The following is a 16,473-nucleotide window of genomic DNA, read 5'->3' as shown; positions in this document are numbered from 1 at the left end:
AGTTTAACATTTAGTAAGGAAGGTGTTAACAAAAAAGTCCCGCTATGCGAGACCTTTTTTTAATATATATAGCTAATTTCAAATTTAATTAATACCTACTGTCCATCCAGCTCCCCAGCTGGCTATATCAGTGCCGGTACCATTACCGTCACCGCTGATAAAATCTGCTTCAGTAAAGGTAAATCCTGTATCATTTTTTAGCTTAGTAACCACATTGTTAAAGGTAACATCGGTTACTCCGAGCAGGCCGTCAATGACGCCTTGTCCTGTTGGGTTGTCTCCGGTATCTCCGTCCAGGTCGAATGCTTCGTCAAAATCTGTCAATACCAAATTAGTAAAAAGACCCTGGGTGCCAGCTCTTAATCGGACAGCTTCACTGCCGTCATTGGCGCCAACGATGGTTACATTGTTCACATTAGGGGCAGAGAAGTAACCGCCTTCGTTGCTAAAATCTGTGTTGTACCCATCGCATTCAAAAGCCTTGTCGTGAGAAGTACCGTGCTGAACATAAATGTCTGTCAGTGTTCCTGTAAATCCTTCTGTCCAGTCAATAGAATCATCTTCTGCATTTACAATTACTATATGACTGGCATTTACTGTTCCGCCAAAAAACTCTACACCATCATCAGATCCTTCATAGATCTCTACATAGTCTATTGTGGTTCCGCTACCTACGGCATACATAGAAAGTCCGTTTAGTTCTGCATTTCCATCAATGGCACCACCAGCGTATTCAATGCGCACGTATTGCACAGATCCTGAATTATCAGCTGGGGTATTGCCACCGTAAGAAAGACCTCCTACTTCAGAAGTTGATGTATCTGTAGACCCGTCTGCCGTAGAATTTATAGGAGCAAATCCACAAATGACCAAACCTCCCCAGTCACCAGAAGAAGGGGCGCTTGCATTGGAGGTAAGGATAATAGGGCTGGAGGCAGAGCCTATGGCACTGATCCTTGCGCCTTGTTGAATGGCAATATAGGCATTCACTCCTACAGGTTGTGCTTTAATGGTCATTCCCGCAGGGATGGTTAAAGTAGTTCCTGATGCCATTAATACAGGTCCGGTTATTACATAATCAACATCCGGATCCAGGCTTAGGTCCTCCGTATAAACACCACTCAAATTTTCTGTGGTAGCACCTGGGTCTCCACCACCTGAATTTGTTATATTGTTGGTGACACTATTGTCTGTGATAATAATATCGGCAGTATCATCGCTTTCACACGCTATAAGTAAGGAAGCGGCGACTCCAAAGATTAATAATTTGTTTTTCATAGTTTTTAGTTTAAAATAGAATTAGAATTTATATTTAAGGCTGAGGCCAACATTAACTCCTCTTTTATACTCGCGTAAGATTACATTGCCATCTTTCACAAACCCTTGAACCAAGGGGTTGGTATCTTCCACCCCGGTATTTTCCCTGAAAAGAGAAATATCTGGGTTTAATAAATTAGTAGCACTTAAATTTGCTTCAAAGTGGTCTCCGAAAGTATTTCTCCAAACAAAGTTTAGGCTGGGAATCCCTTTCTCAATGATATTTCCCAGGTTTCCACTCCCAATGGCATAGATACGATCTGAAAAATAGGAGAATGCCACCGTAGCCGCTGGTTTAAAGGTTCCAAATTGCGGACTGTAACTGATATCCGCATTGACAATGACTGGAGAGGCGCCTTCCAATTCTTCCGTCGTTCTGTCCGCAAAGGAGGTTCCAAACGTAAAACCTTCTGAAGAAGAAACTGTTTCAAGATCCTGTTCGGTGTATGTGTAGGCTGCATTAGCCCCAACAGTGAGAACTGCATTCTCTTTTGAATCGTTGATGATATTCTTTCTCACTTCTATTTCTACCCCATATACCTTAGCCTGGTCCCCGGTTCTAAAATATCGCTGATTTCCCGTAGCATCTGTAGCCACTACCCGGTTTACGGGGTCATTGATGGTTTTGGCAAAGGCAGCTAAAGAGAGTAACTCTCCACGATTTGGGAACCACTCGTATTTTAGGTCATAATTAAAGATCTCAGAGAAAATGGGTCCAGTGCCATCTGGTTTCCCTAATAAGTCCGGGTTTCCACCTACACGCTGTACAACCCCTTCATAAACAAAGTTAGCAGCCTCCTTAAATTCTGGGAAAGACGCGGTCTTGCTAAGTGAGAATCTCAAGTTAGTATCTTCATTGAGGCCATAGCGAACATTGAAACTTGGAAGAAATATATTTTCATAAGCATTTCTGAAACCAGGGTCTGTCGGGACAGGATTTATGACATCATATATTATGGATTGCTTATACGCTTCTAACCTGAATCCGGGGATCAAAAGCCATTTATCGCTTAATTTTAATTCTGCAGTTACATATCCGGCATGGATGTCAAGATTTCCTTTATAAGTATTTTCGTAGAGCTGTGGTCTGTTTTGAAGTCCAATGTCTACGTTCTGTGGATTCCGGACAATAAAAAGATCCCATAGGCCACTTCCTGACGGGATATTGATATTGGACACATTAAAAAAATCATCTAAATTATTAATATCCGTAACTGGATTTGCATTTTTATCTGCAATCTGGTAGCCATAACGCCAGTTGTTAAACCTACGTTCTTTACGCCTCCCGTTGTATCCAAAATTGAGGGTTACCTTATCCGATACCACATTTGATAGATTGATATAGCTACTTAATTCATCATCTTCTATACTTTGGAAAAACCGTTGGTTATCAAAGGCGATATTATCGTAGAAGATAGGATTGGTGGCAGGGTCATTATCCAGAGCAAATTGGTAGTTTTCCAGGGAAATACGCTTCCTATCCGGTTCATCCGAGAATACTTTGTTAAAGCCTATACCCCAGTCTAGTCCCCATTTGTCTTCAAACATGTGCTGTCCATTCAATTGGTTGACAAAGATCATGTCCTGGTTAAACTGTACGTTTAATTGAAAATATCCTCCATCGCCATTATTGCTAAAACCATCCCTGTTAAAACCATTCCCTCCAACACCATAATACCCAACTGCATCCTTGGCACTATTTACGAAAAGGGAGCTGAATTTTATTTTGTGGTCATTATTGATGCGATAGTTAATATTTCCCATCGCAGTAGTCGTAGTACTATAGGCATACTCATTAACCAATGGGAATCTAACTTTTATATCATTTGTAAAATCGAGGGCCGGTCCTTCAAGGAACTCATAACTGTTCGTAAAACTGGCCATCCCAAAGAAGCTAAGTCTGGAATCCTCATTCAAATTAATAGAATATCCTCCTTCTATGGTACCTGAAATATTGATAGGATCATAATCTGCTTCCGGATCTACCCCATGCGATAATATGATGGCGAAAGGGTCATTGTCATACCGGTTGTAAAAGCCAAAAAAACTGGTCCCTTCGCTGGTTACAAAGTTGGTCCCTGCGGCATTGGAGTTGACACCGCTACCAAGCGAAACTGCCAGGTATCCATCACCTGTGTATTCTTTAGAGTCGATATTGACATTTCCAGCGGAAAAATCTCCATAAAAAGCTGCGGTATAGGCCTTGCTAACGGAGATGTTTTCAATAATACTGGAAGAAAATAGATCTAAGTCAATATTTTTCTTGTTCACGTTGTTCGAAGGCAATGCCAAACCATTCATGGTGGTATTCTGGTACCTATCCCCTAATCCACGTACATATACATTGCTGGATCCCTGCTGCTTGGAGATACCTGCAATTTGAGCTACCGCTGCTGCTGCATCGTCTATCCCTTTTCTTGTAAGTGCCTCTGCGCTTATCGCTTCTTTAATCTCAATGGCCTTTTTTTGATCTATCAGCAATGCTATCTCTGAGTCTCTTGCTGCCGTTGTAATTAGGACCACTTCATTTAAGGATACATTACCGGCGCCCAGAGCTGTATTTACTTTAGTAGTCTTCCCTGCTTCTACCAACACATTGGAAATCTCCAGGGTTTCATACCCTAGAAAGGTAAAGACAACGGTATAAGTCCCGGGCACCAGATTGTATATTTCAAACAAACCGTCGAAGTCGGAAGTAGTACCTATTGTAGTTCCTTTTAAAATTACGTTGGCGAACGCCAGTGGTTCATTGTTCATTTCCTTGTCGGTAATTTTACCTTCAATACTTCCAGTACCCTGAGAGAATAGAGTTCCGCTCATCAGAAGAAAGAACACTATACAAAAATGCTTCATCAAACTTTTATTCATTATCACGGTGCAAAGAACGCTTGAGCGTGTAAAGGGTATGTTAGTCCCAGGTTAATACTTTATTTTTTAAAGGTTATGTTTAGGTTATGACATTACCTCAATGTTAAGTTGTGCGAAAGGCCTTACTTTTTTCGTTTTTGAAAAGTGGTATCTTGCGGCCAAATACATCATATGAACTGGGAAGAATTACTGTCTTTACGGCGCTTTGGGGACACTAATAAGAGATTGAGGAAGGAACAGGACGAAACCCGTTTGGGTTTTGAGGTAGACTACGACCGTGTTATATTTTCCTCCGCCTTTAGAAGTTTACAAGATAAGACCCAGGTAATTCCGCTGTCTAAGACCGACTTTGTACATACCCGACTTACGCATAGTTTGGAAGTTTCTGTTGTAGGGAGGAGTTTAGGTCGTATTGCCGGAAAACAACTACTTGCCAAATATCCGCATCTTAGAGAAATACACGGGTATCAGTTTAATGATTTCGGGGCTATTGTGGCCGCGGCATCTCTGGCACACGATATTGGCAACCCTCCCTTCGGACATAGCGGGGAAAAGGCCATAGGCGAGTTTTTTAATAGCGGGGAAAAGGCTATTGGTGAGTTTTTTAAAAGCGGTCCGGGGACCGTATATCAAGGTGAACTGACAGCTAAGGAGTACCAGGACCTCATAGATTTTGAAGGTAATGCAAACGGCTTTAAAATTCTTACGGAATCTCGAGAAGGGGTAGAGGGAGGACTTAGACTCAGTTACGCTACCCTTGGGGCCTTTCTGAAATACCCAAAGGAATCACTGCCCAAGAAGCCAACCCAACATATTGCGGATAAGAAATATGCCTGTTTCCAGGCAAACACTCATTTTTTTAATGAAGTAGCTACAGAACTCGGACTAAAGCAACGTTCTCAGGATGGTAGTTATGCCAGGCACCCATTGACATTCTTAGTTGAAGCTGCTGATGATATTTGCTATACGATCATTGATTTTGAAGATGGAATAAATCTTGGATTGATCTCTGAAGATTTTGCCCTGGAATATCTAATTAAGCTGGTAAAAGATAGGATCGATACTAAAAAATATCACGGATTAGCACATATGGAAGATAGGTTAAGTTACCTGCGTGCCCTTGCCATCAATACGCTTATCAGTGATGCCACGGAGACTTTTATTAAGAACGAATCAGAGATTTTGCAAGGGAATTTCAGCACCTCTTTACTCGATAAAAGTAATTATAAAGCCCAAATAAAGGACATCCTTAGTTTGAGTGCCGAAAAGGTCTACAGATCTCAGGAAGTGATCGAAAAAGAGATTGCCGGATATCGGATAATTGCCGATATTCTAGAAGCGTATTCAAATGCATTGGTAAAAAGTAAAAACGGATCTGCCAGCAATTATGACCAACTTTTAATGACAACTTTGCCACCTAAATATCAGGATATTTCCGGGTCGCTTTATTCCGTTTTGTTGAATTGTTGCTGTTATGTGGCCAGTCTTTCAGACAGTGCTGCTGTTCATATCCACAACAAGATCTCAGGGAAACAACTTTAGAAACTATAACTGAGGCCAATAGCCAGCATTTGCCTAAACTGGATTCGCGGCACCCCTGAGGACACAACAGACCCATCATCAGCAATTATCTGGTTAAAACGGATATCATCATCATAAATGATCTGGGTGCCAAAATTGGCTTTTATAAAATCATTCACTGTGAACTCAAAATTCAGTTCCCAGTCTATATCAACATTCCCGAAAGAACGCAGGTAGTCCGTATACAGACTAATTCTATGATCCAGAGAAACGTTCTCCCAAAGAGGGGTTTTCCACTCATTGGTAATAGAAATTCCTAGTTCTATAAACTTGTTCTCACCTTCCTGAATAATTGCTCCGGTAGAATCTCGTACGGCCTTTTGTACCCCAAATGCTCCGTCATTAGCAAGGTTCTGGTCTAGAACAAAGGTGGCTTTTTGAGTAAGTGGGGAGATATATAAATTAAAGTTTTTGCCTTCCGGGATATATGAAATACCTGCCCCAACAAAAAGATAACCCGGGGCCATAAATCTGGAAATAGGCATGGTTCTGTCCGGGTACTTATACCCATTAGAGAACTGAGTATTAAATTTCACCTTGGCTGAATAGTACCAACTTGTTAAGGTATCCCTGCGATATCCGAAACTAGAGGAGAACCTAATGGCATCTTCCGTTTTGCGAAGTTTTTGTCCTTCCTGTACATTTACACCATACCGAAGTACCAGGTCATTGTTCCATTGTACGTATCTGAATTTGTAATTACGGACAAATTTGGCATTTGCCAATGCAGAAAAGGCATTATCTCCCCCTGCATTCCAGTTTACAAAGGCAACTTCGCTTACGTTTAATCCCAGGGTGTTCTCCACTACCCAAAAGGAAGGGAGCTTAAAGCGGTTAAACCTTTTAGTACGCGGCCTGGTCTTTTTAAATGAAATAACCGGGTTGGTTAGGTTTACTTCTCTGGGGATATATTTTATCCTTTCCTGTGAAGCACGGATCACTACAGTATCTGTAATAGTGGTATCTGGTTCTTGTGGCGGAACAATAGTATCCTGAGCAGAAAGTTTGAAATTCAACCCCAGGCATATCAGAATTGGAATGGACACTTTAAGAAACCTCATGCAGCAATTGAGTTAAACAATTGGTAATAGATGTATCATCTATGTGCCCTAAAGCCTGGAGTTCCTCCACCGTACCATGTTCAATAAAAAAGTCTGGGAGCCCCAGGCATTTAATTTTGTTCTTATAACCATTGGTGTTGGCAAACTCTAAAATAGCACTGCCAAAACCACCCATTTCACATCCATCTTCAAGAGTAACCACTATCTGATATGTTTTGAAAATATGATGGAGTTGGGTTATATCCAAGGGTTTTACAAAACGCATATCAAAATGACCAATTTCCATAGGATTATGAAGGCTGTTTAAAACCTCGGTGACCTTATTTCCAATATGGCCAAGAGATAATACAGCAATGTCAGCACCTTTGACAAGGTTCCTGGAAGTGCCTATAGATATCTTCTTAAAAGGAGTACGCCAGGAAGTCATTACTCCCCTTCCTCTGGGGTAGCGGATGGCCATGGGATGTTCAATTCCTTCCTGAGCAGTATACATTATATTTCGTAACTCACTTTCATTCATAGGCGCAAAAATGACCATATTTGGGATACAACGCAAAAATGCGAGATCATAGACTCCATGATGTGTTGCTCCATCTTGTCCTACCAGCCCTGCACGATCCAGGCAAAAGATGACCGGCAAATTTTGCAGTGCTACATCATGGATCAACTGGTCATAGGCGCGTTGCAGGAAGGTGGAATATATGTTACAAAAAGGGATCATTCCTTCGGCTGCCAAACCAGCGGCCATTGTAACCGCATGTTGTTCGGCAATACCTACATCAAAGGCTCTTTCGGGAAAGGTCTCCATCATAAATTTTAAAGAACTTCCGGTAGGCATAGCAGGCGTAATGCCAATGATCTTTTTGTTCGCTTTGGCCAATTCCACTAGTGTATGACCAAAAACGTCCTGATATTTGGGTGGCTGATCTTCTGTTTTTGAACCGACTAATTCTCCGGTTACCTTATCAAATTTCCCGGGGGCATGATAGGTGATCTGATTTTCTTCAGCTTTTTGTAGTCCTTTACCCTTTGTGGTAATAAGATGAAGTAGTCGCGGTCCGGACATTTCTTTCATCTTGCGCAGGGCATCAACAACAGCGTTCATGTCATGCCCGTCTATTGGCCCGGAGTATTCAAAATTGAGACATTCAAAAATATTCTCCTCCTTTGCAGTACCCTTTTTTACGTTGGTAAGATATTTCTTTAATGCCCCTATACTGGGGTCTATCCCTATGGCATTGTCATTTAGGATGATCAGCACATTTGCATCTGTTACACCGGCATGGTTTAGGCCTTCAAAGGCCATGCCGCTGGCTATGGAAGCGTCTCCAATAACCGCAATATGCTCTCTTTTAGTATCCCCGTTAAGTTTTGCAGCGATGGCCATCCCCATAATGGCTGAAATGGACGTTGAACTATGCCCTGTGCCAAAGGAATCAAATTCGCTTTCTTCTCTTTTTGGAAAACCACTTAGACCACCAAGTTGCCTGTTCGTATCAAAAAGATGCCTTCTGCCTGTGAGTATTTTATGCCCATATGCCTGATGGCCAACATCCCAAATAAGCTTGTCATAAGGGGTATTAAATACATAGTGCAAGGCAATGGTAAGCTCAACCACTCCCAAACTAGCCCCCAGGTGGCCTTCTTTAGCCGAGACTATCTCAATGATGAATTCCCTTAATTCCTTTGATAACAGAGGTAATTGATCACGAGAAAGTCCGCGTAGATCCTTAGGGTGTTGTATGTTATTTAAGAGTTTCATGGAAAGGAACAAAGGTACATTAATTCATTTTTGATGAGGGCAGATACTTCTGTGAAAATTGTATTTTTGGGACCATGGATTTGATCTTGGATGATACGTATTATATGAAGAAAGCCCTGCAGGAAGCAGAAGTAGCTTTTGAGAACGGAGAGGTGCCTATTGGTGCTGTGGTTGTAGTTCAGGGAAGGATTATTGCAAGGGCACATAACCAAACTGAAAAGTTAAATGATGTAACGGCCCATGCCGAAATGTTGGCCATTACAGCTGCCTCAAATTTCTTAGGAGGAAAATATCTGTACGATTGTACGCTCTATGTAACCCTGGAGCCCTGCCAAATGTGTGCAGGAGCGTTGTACTGGAGCCAGATCCCAAAAATAGTTTATGGAGCTCCCGATCCGCAACGTGGATATTCAGTTGGAGGAGGTAATTTACATCCCAAAACAAAGGTAACCAGCGGGGTTTTGGAGAAGGAAGCTAATACCATTATAAAACGTTTTTTTATCCAGAGGCGTAATTTAAACTAGAAGAAAAATTTACACAAAAAAACGCCTGTGGATTCACAGGCGTTCTGTATTCAATCAAAATAAAATATATTAGCTGATCACCTCTACTTTAGCGGCAACCACTCCCTTTCTACCTTCTTCTTCTTCGTATTCTACTTTGTCTCCTTCGTTCAATTCTACCCCGTTGAGGGCAGTGGCGTGAACAAAGATGTCTTTTCCGGTTTCATCGTTAGTAATAAACCCATAGCCTTTGGATTCATTAAAAAATTTTACTGTTCCAGTCATGCATATGAAATTATTAAATATTAGGTGTAATACTAAAATATGGATTTTTGAGCAAAAGCCGTAAAGGATCATCCATTTTTTTGGAAGTTAACTAGCTATTTTTTGATTTTTTTTCCTGATTCTCTCGCATTTTTTTAATGTTCTCTTCACTTAGCATATAGTCTTTCACTTTCTTGCCTTTGCTTTCTTTAAAAAGGAATAATGGCATGGCTATCAGGAATAGGCCTACCGTTCCAAAACCAATGCATTTATTGCCTAGAGCAGGGTCTTCTTCAATGACAGTGAAGCCATAGATAATGGCTACAAGAGACGATAGAACAATAAGGGTGATAATATATTTACTTTTCAAAAACATGTTATTTAGTAAAATTGATCAATTTGCGTCTGTATGCTGTAAGTAGTTTCGATTTAGAAACAAAACCATAGTATTTGCCATCTTTAATTACCGGTAAATTCCATGCACTACTATCCTGAAATTTCTGCATCACAGTTTGCATGGTATCTGTTTCATAAAAAATGTGTTCTGGAGCTTTATGCATGATGGTCTCAACCAGAAGTTTATCATAGAGGCTTGTGTCAAACATAAAGTCGCGCACATCATCCAGAAGCACAATACCCACCAACACTCCTTTTGCATTTAATACCGGAAAAATATTGCGGGTAGATTTAGCTACAGATTCATGCAGCATTTCTCCAAGCGTCATGTTCTGATAAACTGTTTTGAAATTTTTTTCTATAACATCATCTAGTTGCATGAGAGTTAGCACGGTTTTATCCTTATCATGTGTGATCAGTGCGCCTTCTTTGGCTAATTCGCGGGTGTATATGGAATGGTCTAGCGTATTTTTAGTGATCAGAAATGAAATGGCCGAGGTGATCATCAAAGGAACAAATAGTTCATAGCCACCTGTGATCTCTGCAATAAGGAAGATGGCAGTTAAAGGGGCATGCAGCACCCCGGCTATCAGACCTGCCATGCCAATAAGGGTAAAATTACTCTCGTTAACTGAAAAACCCATTCCAATGTTGTTGATCACTTTTGCAACAACATTCCCAAGCGTACTGCCCATAACCATGGTAGGGATAAAAATACCTCCCGCACCACCTGCCGCAAAAGTGGTGGTCATGGCAACTGCCTTAAAAATGGTGATGCCAAATAGCAGTGCTATAACTATCCATATATTAGAGGTATACGCATCAAAAGGTGTTTTTCCCAATGCTTCTAATGAGTTACCATCCAGGAGATGATTGATATAACCAAATCCTTCACCGTATAATGGAGGAATAAAATACAGCATTGTTCCAATAGCTAACCCACCTACCAGCAGCTTGTACTTCGGACTTTTAAATCGCTTGAAGAAATGCAGTATTCCAAAATACATTCTTGTAAAGTAGATGGATGAAAATGCAGTACCTACCCCCAAGACAATATAAAAGAGGGTATCTCTGATCTCAAATTTCTCGGTTACATTGAAATTGAAAAGTGTTTCATCGCCCAGAAAAAAATAAGAGGTTAACACACCGGAAATAGACGCAAATAATAATGGCAACAATGAAAGCATTGTCAGATCTAAACTAAATACTTCCACCGCGAAGATGATGGCCGCAATAGGTGATTGAAAGACTGAGGCTATTGCCCCTGCAGAGGCACAGGCAATGAGTAAGGACTTAGTTTTGGCGTTTATATGAAGGAATCTTGACAAATTGGAACTAAGGGCAGCACCCGATGCAATAGCCGGCCCTAATAGTCCAACCGAACCTCCAAATCCTACGGTTAGCGGAGCGGTGATCAAAGGAGTATATATCTTTTTAATACTTATGATCCCCTTCTTTTTGGACATGGAAAAAAGAATGGATGAGATAGCGTGTTCTAGCTTTTCTTTATGGACGTATTTTACATAGAGGTACACAAGGGTTAAGCCAACAATAGGACTGATAAAGTAGAGTTGTGTGCCGGAAAAGGCAATTCCTTGATCTACGAGGGATTCAATATAATAAGTGGTATTCTTTAGTGTCACCGCGGCTAATCCTGCTAAAAAACCGACGGCAACGCTCATAATATGGATGAAGGTCTTGTTGGAGATATGTTTATATCGCCAGCGAAAGAATCGTGCGAACAGAATTTTGATCTGTTTGAGCATTATGCAGTTATAACTTAAAGGAATGACATAGTTTACTTTATTTTCAATGGCATTTTTTTCGGGAATTATAGATCAAACTCCAGAGAATCTATTCTTCATTGTCTACTAGCCGGAGGTTCAGCTCCTCTAACTGGGCTTCATCTATTGGTGCGGGCGCATCTATCATAACGTCCCGGCCGCTGTTGTTCTTTGGAAAGGCAATAAAGTCCCTTATGGTTTCCTGACCACCTAAAATGGCTACAAGCCTGTCCAGACCAAAAGCGATGCCACCATGAGGTGGAGCCCCGTATTGGAAGGCATCCATTAAAAAACCAAATTGTGCACGTGCTTCTTCTTCAGTAAAACCAAGGTGACGGAACATACTAGCTTGCACTTTTTTATCGTGTATACGAATTGAACCTCCTCCAATCTCATTGCCATTTAGGACCAGGTCGTACGCATTGGCTCTCACAGCGTCCGGATCTGTATCGAGTAAGGCTAATTGCCCTGGTTTTGGGGATGTAAACGGGTGGTGCATGGCATGATAATCCCCGGTTTCCTCATCTTTTTCCAACAAAGGGAAGTCTATGACCCAAAGTGGGGCGAACTCTTCTGGGTTTCGCAATCCAAGTCGTTCTGCCATTTCCATCCGCAGGGCACTTAATTGTGCACGGGTGCTCATGGTCTCCCCGGAGAGTATACAAATAAGGTCCCCGGCTTTTGCCTGTGTCGCTTCCGCCCATTTTTTAAGATCTTCCTGATCATAGAATTTGTCTACCGAAGATTTAAAACTACCATCCTCATTACAGCGCACGTACACCATACCTTTGGCGCCTATCTGAGGTCTCCGCAACCAGTTAGTGAGGCCATCAATCTCTTTTCTCGTAAGCGTTGCCCCTCCCGGAACAGCTATTCCAACCACTAGTTCTGCCGAATTAAAAACTTGAAAATCTTTGTGCCGTGCAACGGCATTCAATTCTCCAAACCGCATATCGAAACGAATATCGGGCTTGTCATTCCCGTATATTCTCATGGCTTCATCGTACGTCATCCTTGGAAATTTTTCCACCTCAATACCACGAATCTCTTTTAACAAATGTCTGGTAAGACCTTCAAAGGCATTGAGGACATCTTCTTGTTCCACAAAGGCCATTTCGCAATCGATTTGAGTAAACTCAGGTTGTCTGTCGGCTCTTAGATCCTCATCCCTAAAACATTTTACGATCTGGAAATATTTGTCGAGCCCACCTATCATCAATAATTGCTTAAAGGTTTGTGGCGATTGTGGGAGGGCGTAGAATTGTCCCTGATTCATCCTACTGGGAACAACAAAATCGCGGGCACCTTCCGGAGTAGATTTGATGAGATATGGAGTTTCCACCTCAATAAATCCCTCATCTGAAAGATACTTGCGTACTTCCATGGCCACCTTGCTGCGAAAAATAAGATTGTTTTTTACGGGATTTCTTCGGATATCTAAATAGCGATACTTCATACGAAGGTCAGTCCCGCCATCGGTTTCGTCTTCAATAGTAAATGGAGGCAGCAAAGACTGGTTTAATACCTTTAATTCTGAAACCAGGATCTCAATATCACCAGTACTTAGTTGAGGGTTTTTAGAAGTTCTTTCAATGACTTCCCCATGGATCTGTATTACGAATTCGCGGCCGAGTTTTCTGCCCTCTGAGAGCAGTGTAGCCGTTGTTCTTTGCTCATCAAAGACCAGTTGTGTGATCCCATAGCGGTCTCGTAGGTCTATCCAAACCACAAAGCCTTTATCGCGCACTTTCTGTACCCATCCACTTAAGATCACTTTGGTCCCAATATGCGTTTTCCGCAACTCTCCACAGGTATGACTTCTATACATTGATAATATGAATTTTAACTGCGGCAAATGTAAGAAGTAATGCGTTTAACCCATAATATCTATACCTATTTTAAAGAATATATTATAGTGGTAATGCAAAGAAAATATTAGAATTCTCTTTGATTTTATGAATTCTTCATTACCTTGGAATACTCAATTTCTAATTCAAAACTTACAAACATGAGACAAAAATTACTCGGAAAATCATTCCTGTGGTTGTTTTTAGCGTTGCCCTTATGGGCTTTTTCGCAAGGGACGGTCAGCGGGAATATTACGGATTCCAGTTATGGAGGCCCCCTGGCGGGGGTAAACGTCGTGGTCAAGGGTACCTCCAGAGGTGCCATATCCGACTTTGACGGAAATTATTCGATCAGTGTTGACAGTTTTCCTGCAACACTTGTATTCTCATCACTTGGGTATGAAACCAAAGAAGTGATGGTAGAAGGGCCAACCACGCTGAATGTATCAATCGGAGAATCAGCTACTGGTTTAGACGAGGTGATCGTTACAGGTTTAGGTACCTCCATTAAAAGGAGTAACCTGGCCAACGCGGTAGCCACCGTTTCGAACGATCAACTGGTGGGAACCACCGCTCAAACAACCTTAGATGGTGCCCTCTACGGGAAATTAACAGGGGTGAACATTACATCCTCTTCAGGAGCACCCGGAGGTGGATTTGCCCTCCGTTTACGTGGGATTTCCTCAATCAATGGAAATAACCAACCGCTGTACATCGTAGATGGGGTGTATGTCAATAACGCAGAGATACCATCAGGGTTGCGTTTTGCATCTGGCGCTAACAGGGGGAATGAAGAGAACTCTTCCAACCGTATTGCGGATCTCGATCCTAACGACATCCAGAACATTGAGGTTCTAAAAGGAGCCTCTGCGGCGGCCATTTATGGTACACGTGCAAATGCTGGTGTTGTGATCATTACGACCAAAAGAGGAAGTCAGGGAAAAACAGAGATCAAATTCAGTCAGGATACTGGTTTTAATACCATTATTAACAAATTAGGTCTGCGTCCATGGACGGCTCAGAGTGTGGAAGACACCTTTGGTGCGGCAGAAGTGACGCTCTACAATCAGGCAATAGCGGATGGAGGTCTTATAGACTATGAGGATGAGATCTATGGAGAAACCGGACTTATCACAGATACACGTATCAGTGCAAGTGGGGGAGGTGATAAGACCAAATTCTTTGTAGGGGCATCTTACAGAGATGAGGAAGGTATTATTAAGAATACCGGTTTTAATCGTTTTTCTTTGAGGGCCAATATAGACCATACCATATCTAATACCTTTAGTTTTTCAGCATCCTCTAACTATGTTCGCAGTAGTTCGAGCAGGAGTTTTACAGGAAATGAGAATGAGGGTGGATTGAGTTATGGATATACTCTGGCCTTTACCAGACCTTGGATCAATTTATTCCCGGATGATACCGGGGCCTATCCGGATAACCCAAACTATTCAGGTAACCCCATATTTGTAAGGGACCTTGCCAGGAATGAGGATAGGAATAACCGATTCATACAAGGGATAAAACTAACCACGAATATTTTAAATACAGGAGATGATTCCGTAAAGTTCATTTTTAACGGTGGAGCGGATTTTCTGGCAAATGAGACTTTTGTCTATGTGCCGGAAACGCATCAGGCCCAAAGAGGAAACCAGAATGGTTTTATTGGGGTAGGGAAGAACAACTTTACAAATTTCAACTATCAGGGTATAGCAGTATGGAATCACAATGCCATGGGCGGTGACCTTGCTCTTACTTCTCAGGCAGGTGTTTCTTACCTGGAACAACAAGCAGATCTGATCTTCAATCAGTCAACCCAACTAATACCGGATCAGACCAATTTAACACAGGGATCTGCCCAGTCTATTACACAGAATACTTCTACAGTAAAGGAATTTGGATACTTTGCTCAGCTGGAAGGGAACTATATGGATAGATTGATAGGTACGGTAGGGTATCGTTTTGATAAATCTACCCTGAATGGAGATCCTAATAAGTATTATGGATTCCCAAAAGCGTCTTTGGCGGCAAACTTGCATAACTTCGATTTTTGGGGCGATGGAGATGGCTTCCTAAAAAGGCTTAAACTAAGAGCTGCTTACGGGGAAACAGGTTCTTCCGGGGCCTTTGGTTCTGCCTTTACAGGCTTAAACCAGGTTTCTGTTGGAGGCATTGGAGGATCTTCCATCAATGCTCTTAAAGGAGACCCTGATATAGAACCGGAAGCATCTTCGGAATTTGAAGTTGGTTTTGATGCCGGACTATTTAATAAAGTAAATTTGGAAGTTTCTTACTACAATCGAGTTGTAAAGGACTTGTTATTAAACCGGGCATTACCAACCTCTTCCGGATTTGGTTCAGAAACTACCAACCTGGCCGATCTCAAGAATTATGGTCTTGAAGTTGGAGTTACAGTGAATCCTGTTCAGGACGAGAATTTCATCTGGAGTTCTAATATAAATTTCTGGTTCAACAGATCTGAAGTAACCAGATTGGACGTACCAGCGTTTCCACAACCCGGAGCCGGATTTGGTCTTGGCCTTGGAACCTTTTATATAGAGGAAGGACAACCTGTAACCCAGTTAGCCGGAAATGTTAATGGGGTGCCAACCCAATTAGGGAATGTAGAACCCGATTTTCAAATGGGCTTCAATAACAACTTTACTATAGCCAAACAATTTGACGTATCCTTCTTATTGCAATGGAAAAAAGGAGGTGATAATCTGAACCTATCAAGGTTACTTACCGATTTAGGAGGAACCAGCCCAGATTTGGATACACCGGCAGGAATAGAAAGGAACGGACAACCCATTGCGGCGGTGAGATTTATAGAACCAGCAGGGTATTTAAGACTAAGAGAAGCAGCGGTATACTATAGGCTGCCAACCAGTGCCCTCGCATTTTTCGGCGATTCTGTTACTGGGGTAAAATTGGGACTTTCTGGTAGAAATATTTTCACCATTACAGACTATAGCAGCTATGATCCGGAAACTTCTACCAATGGAGGTGCCGGCTTGTCTTCCGGGATAGAGGTTACTCCATTCCCAAGTACCAAGCAGTTTTATTTTCATCTAAACGTTAACTTCTAAA

Annotated in this window: 11 protein-coding genes; 3 read left to right on the top strand and 8 right to left on the bottom strand. The window is 41.8% G+C overall.

What is annotated here, in order from left to right:
* Positions 1-84: 84 nt before the first annotated feature.
* Together Q0X72_RS06350 and Q0X72_RS06345 are read right to left on the bottom strand one after the other, a co-directional pair.
* Positions 85-1,278, bottom strand: coding sequence for a multidrug transporter (locus Q0X72_RS06350; RefSeq protein ID WP_297763019.1), 1,194 nt, complete (start codon positions 1,276-1,278; stop codon positions 85-87).
* A 21-nt stretch (positions 1,279-1,299) separates the two neighbouring features.
* The gene (locus tag Q0X72_RS06345; protein WP_297763016.1) at positions 1,300-4,170 is read right to left on the bottom strand and encodes a TonB-dependent receptor; all 2,871 of its coding nucleotides are present in this window, start codon (positions 4,168-4,170) and stop codon (positions 1,300-1,302) included.
* Positions 4,171-4,356: 186 nt separating this feature from the next.
* Between Q0X72_RS06345 and dgt the strand changes: the two genes are divergently transcribed.
* The gene (gene dgt, locus Q0X72_RS06340) at positions 4,357-5,727 is read left to right on the top strand and encodes a dGTP triphosphohydrolase (protein ID WP_297763014.1); all 1,371 of its coding nucleotides are present in this window, start codon (positions 4,357-4,359) and stop codon (positions 5,725-5,727) included.
* Here dgt and Q0X72_RS06335 read toward each other — a convergent pair.
* Both Q0X72_RS06335 and dxs read right to left on the bottom strand, forming a co-directional pair.
* Positions 5,724-6,827, bottom strand: coding sequence for a DUF3078 domain-containing protein (locus Q0X72_RS06335; RefSeq protein ID WP_297763012.1), 1,104 nt, complete (start codon positions 6,825-6,827; stop codon positions 5,724-5,726). The two genes, dgt and Q0X72_RS06335, sit on opposite strands and share 4 nt — an antisense overlap.
* Positions 6,814-8,589, bottom strand: coding sequence for a 1-deoxy-D-xylulose-5-phosphate synthase (gene dxs, locus Q0X72_RS06330; RefSeq protein WP_297763010.1), 1,776 nt, complete (start codon positions 8,587-8,589; stop codon positions 6,814-6,816). The genes Q0X72_RS06335 and dxs overlap by 14 nt, the downstream gene beginning before the upstream one ends.
* 74 nt (positions 8,590-8,663) lie before the next feature.
* Between dxs and Q0X72_RS06325 the strand changes: the two genes are divergently transcribed.
* Positions 8,664-9,113: a nucleoside deaminase gene (locus tag Q0X72_RS06325; protein ID WP_297763008.1), complete on the top strand. Its 450-nt coding sequence runs from the start codon at positions 8,664-8,666 to the stop codon at positions 9,111-9,113.
* Between the two features lie 69 nt (positions 9,114-9,182).
* Here Q0X72_RS06325 and Q0X72_RS06320 read toward each other — a convergent pair whose 3' ends face one another.
* The 4 genes from Q0X72_RS06320 to aspS all read right to left on the bottom strand — a co-directional run bounded on the left by Q0X72_RS06320 (position 9,183) and on the right by aspS (position 13,364).
* Positions 9,183-9,377 (bottom strand): cold-shock protein, encoded by a 195-nt coding sequence (locus Q0X72_RS06320; RefSeq protein WP_297763006.1) that lies wholly within the window; start codon positions 9,375-9,377, stop codon positions 9,183-9,185.
* Between the two features lie 91 nt (positions 9,378-9,468).
* Entirely contained in the window at positions 9,469-9,732 is a 264-nt protein-coding gene (locus tag Q0X72_RS06315; RefSeq protein WP_297763004.1) for a hypothetical protein, read from the bottom strand.
* Position 9,733: 1 nt separating this feature from the next.
* Positions 9,734-11,518: a chloride channel protein gene (locus Q0X72_RS06310; RefSeq protein WP_297763003.1), complete on the bottom strand. Its 1,785-nt coding sequence runs from the start codon at positions 11,516-11,518 to the stop codon at positions 9,734-9,736.
* Positions 11,519-11,606: 88 nt separating this feature from the next.
* Entirely contained in the window at positions 11,607-13,364 is a 1,758-nt protein-coding gene (gene aspS, locus Q0X72_RS06305; protein ID WP_297763002.1) for an aspartate--tRNA ligase, read from the bottom strand.
* Between the two features lie 180 nt (positions 13,365-13,544).
* On the opposite strand from aspS, the gene Q0X72_RS06300 reads away from it, so the two are divergent.
* Positions 13,545-16,472 (top strand): SusC/RagA family TonB-linked outer membrane protein, encoded by a 2,928-nt coding sequence (locus Q0X72_RS06300; RefSeq protein WP_297763001.1) that lies wholly within the window; start codon positions 13,545-13,547, stop codon positions 16,470-16,472.
* Position 16,473: the final 1 nt, after the last annotated feature.

The organism is uncultured Muriicola sp., assembly GCF_947258935.1.
Classification (GTDB): Bacteria; Bacteroidota; Bacteroidia; order Flavobacteriales; family Flavobacteriaceae; genus Muriicola.
This window is presented reverse-complemented; position numbering and strand designations above follow the sequence as displayed.

What these genes read in the sequence shown, in the direction of transcription:
- Q0X72_RS06350 (WP_297763019.1), bottom strand. Translation starts at nt 1,278, where the DNA reads ATGAAAAACAAATTATTAATCTTTGGAGTCGCCGCTTCCTTACTTATA.
- Q0X72_RS06345 (WP_297763016.1), bottom strand. Translation starts at nt 4,170, where the DNA reads ATGAAGCATTTTTGTATAGTGTTCTTTCTTCTGATGAGCGGAACTCTA.
- dgt (WP_297763014.1), top strand. Translation starts at nt 4,357, where the DNA reads ATGAACTGGGAAGAATTACTGTCTTTACGGCGCTTTGGGGACACTAAT.
- Q0X72_RS06335 (WP_297763012.1), bottom strand. Translation starts at nt 6,827, where the DNA reads ATGAGGTTTCTTAAAGTGTCCATTCCAATTCTGATATGCCTGGGGTTG.
- dxs (WP_297763010.1), bottom strand. Translation starts at nt 8,589, where the DNA reads ATGAAACTCTTAAATAACATACAACACCCTAAGGATCTACGCGGACTT.
- Q0X72_RS06325 (WP_297763008.1), top strand. Translation starts at nt 8,664, where the DNA reads ATGGATTTGATCTTGGATGATACGTATTATATGAAGAAAGCCCTGCAG.
- Q0X72_RS06320 (WP_297763006.1), bottom strand. Translation starts at nt 9,377, where the DNA reads ATGACTGGAACAGTAAAATTTTTTAATGAATCCAAAGGCTATGGGTTT.
- Q0X72_RS06315 (WP_297763004.1), bottom strand. Translation starts at nt 9,732, where the DNA reads ATGTTTTTGAAAAGTAAATATATTATCACCCTTATTGTTCTATCGTCT.
- Q0X72_RS06310 (WP_297763003.1), bottom strand. Translation starts at nt 11,518, where the DNA reads ATGCTCAAACAGATCAAAATTCTGTTCGCACGATTCTTTCGCTGGCGA.
- aspS (WP_297763002.1), bottom strand. Translation starts at nt 13,364, where the DNA reads ATGTATAGAAGTCATACCTGTGGAGAGTTGCGGAAAACGCATATTGGG.
- Q0X72_RS06300 (WP_297763001.1), top strand. Translation starts at nt 13,545, where the DNA reads ATGAGACAAAAATTACTCGGAAAATCATTCCTGTGGTTGTTTTTAGCG.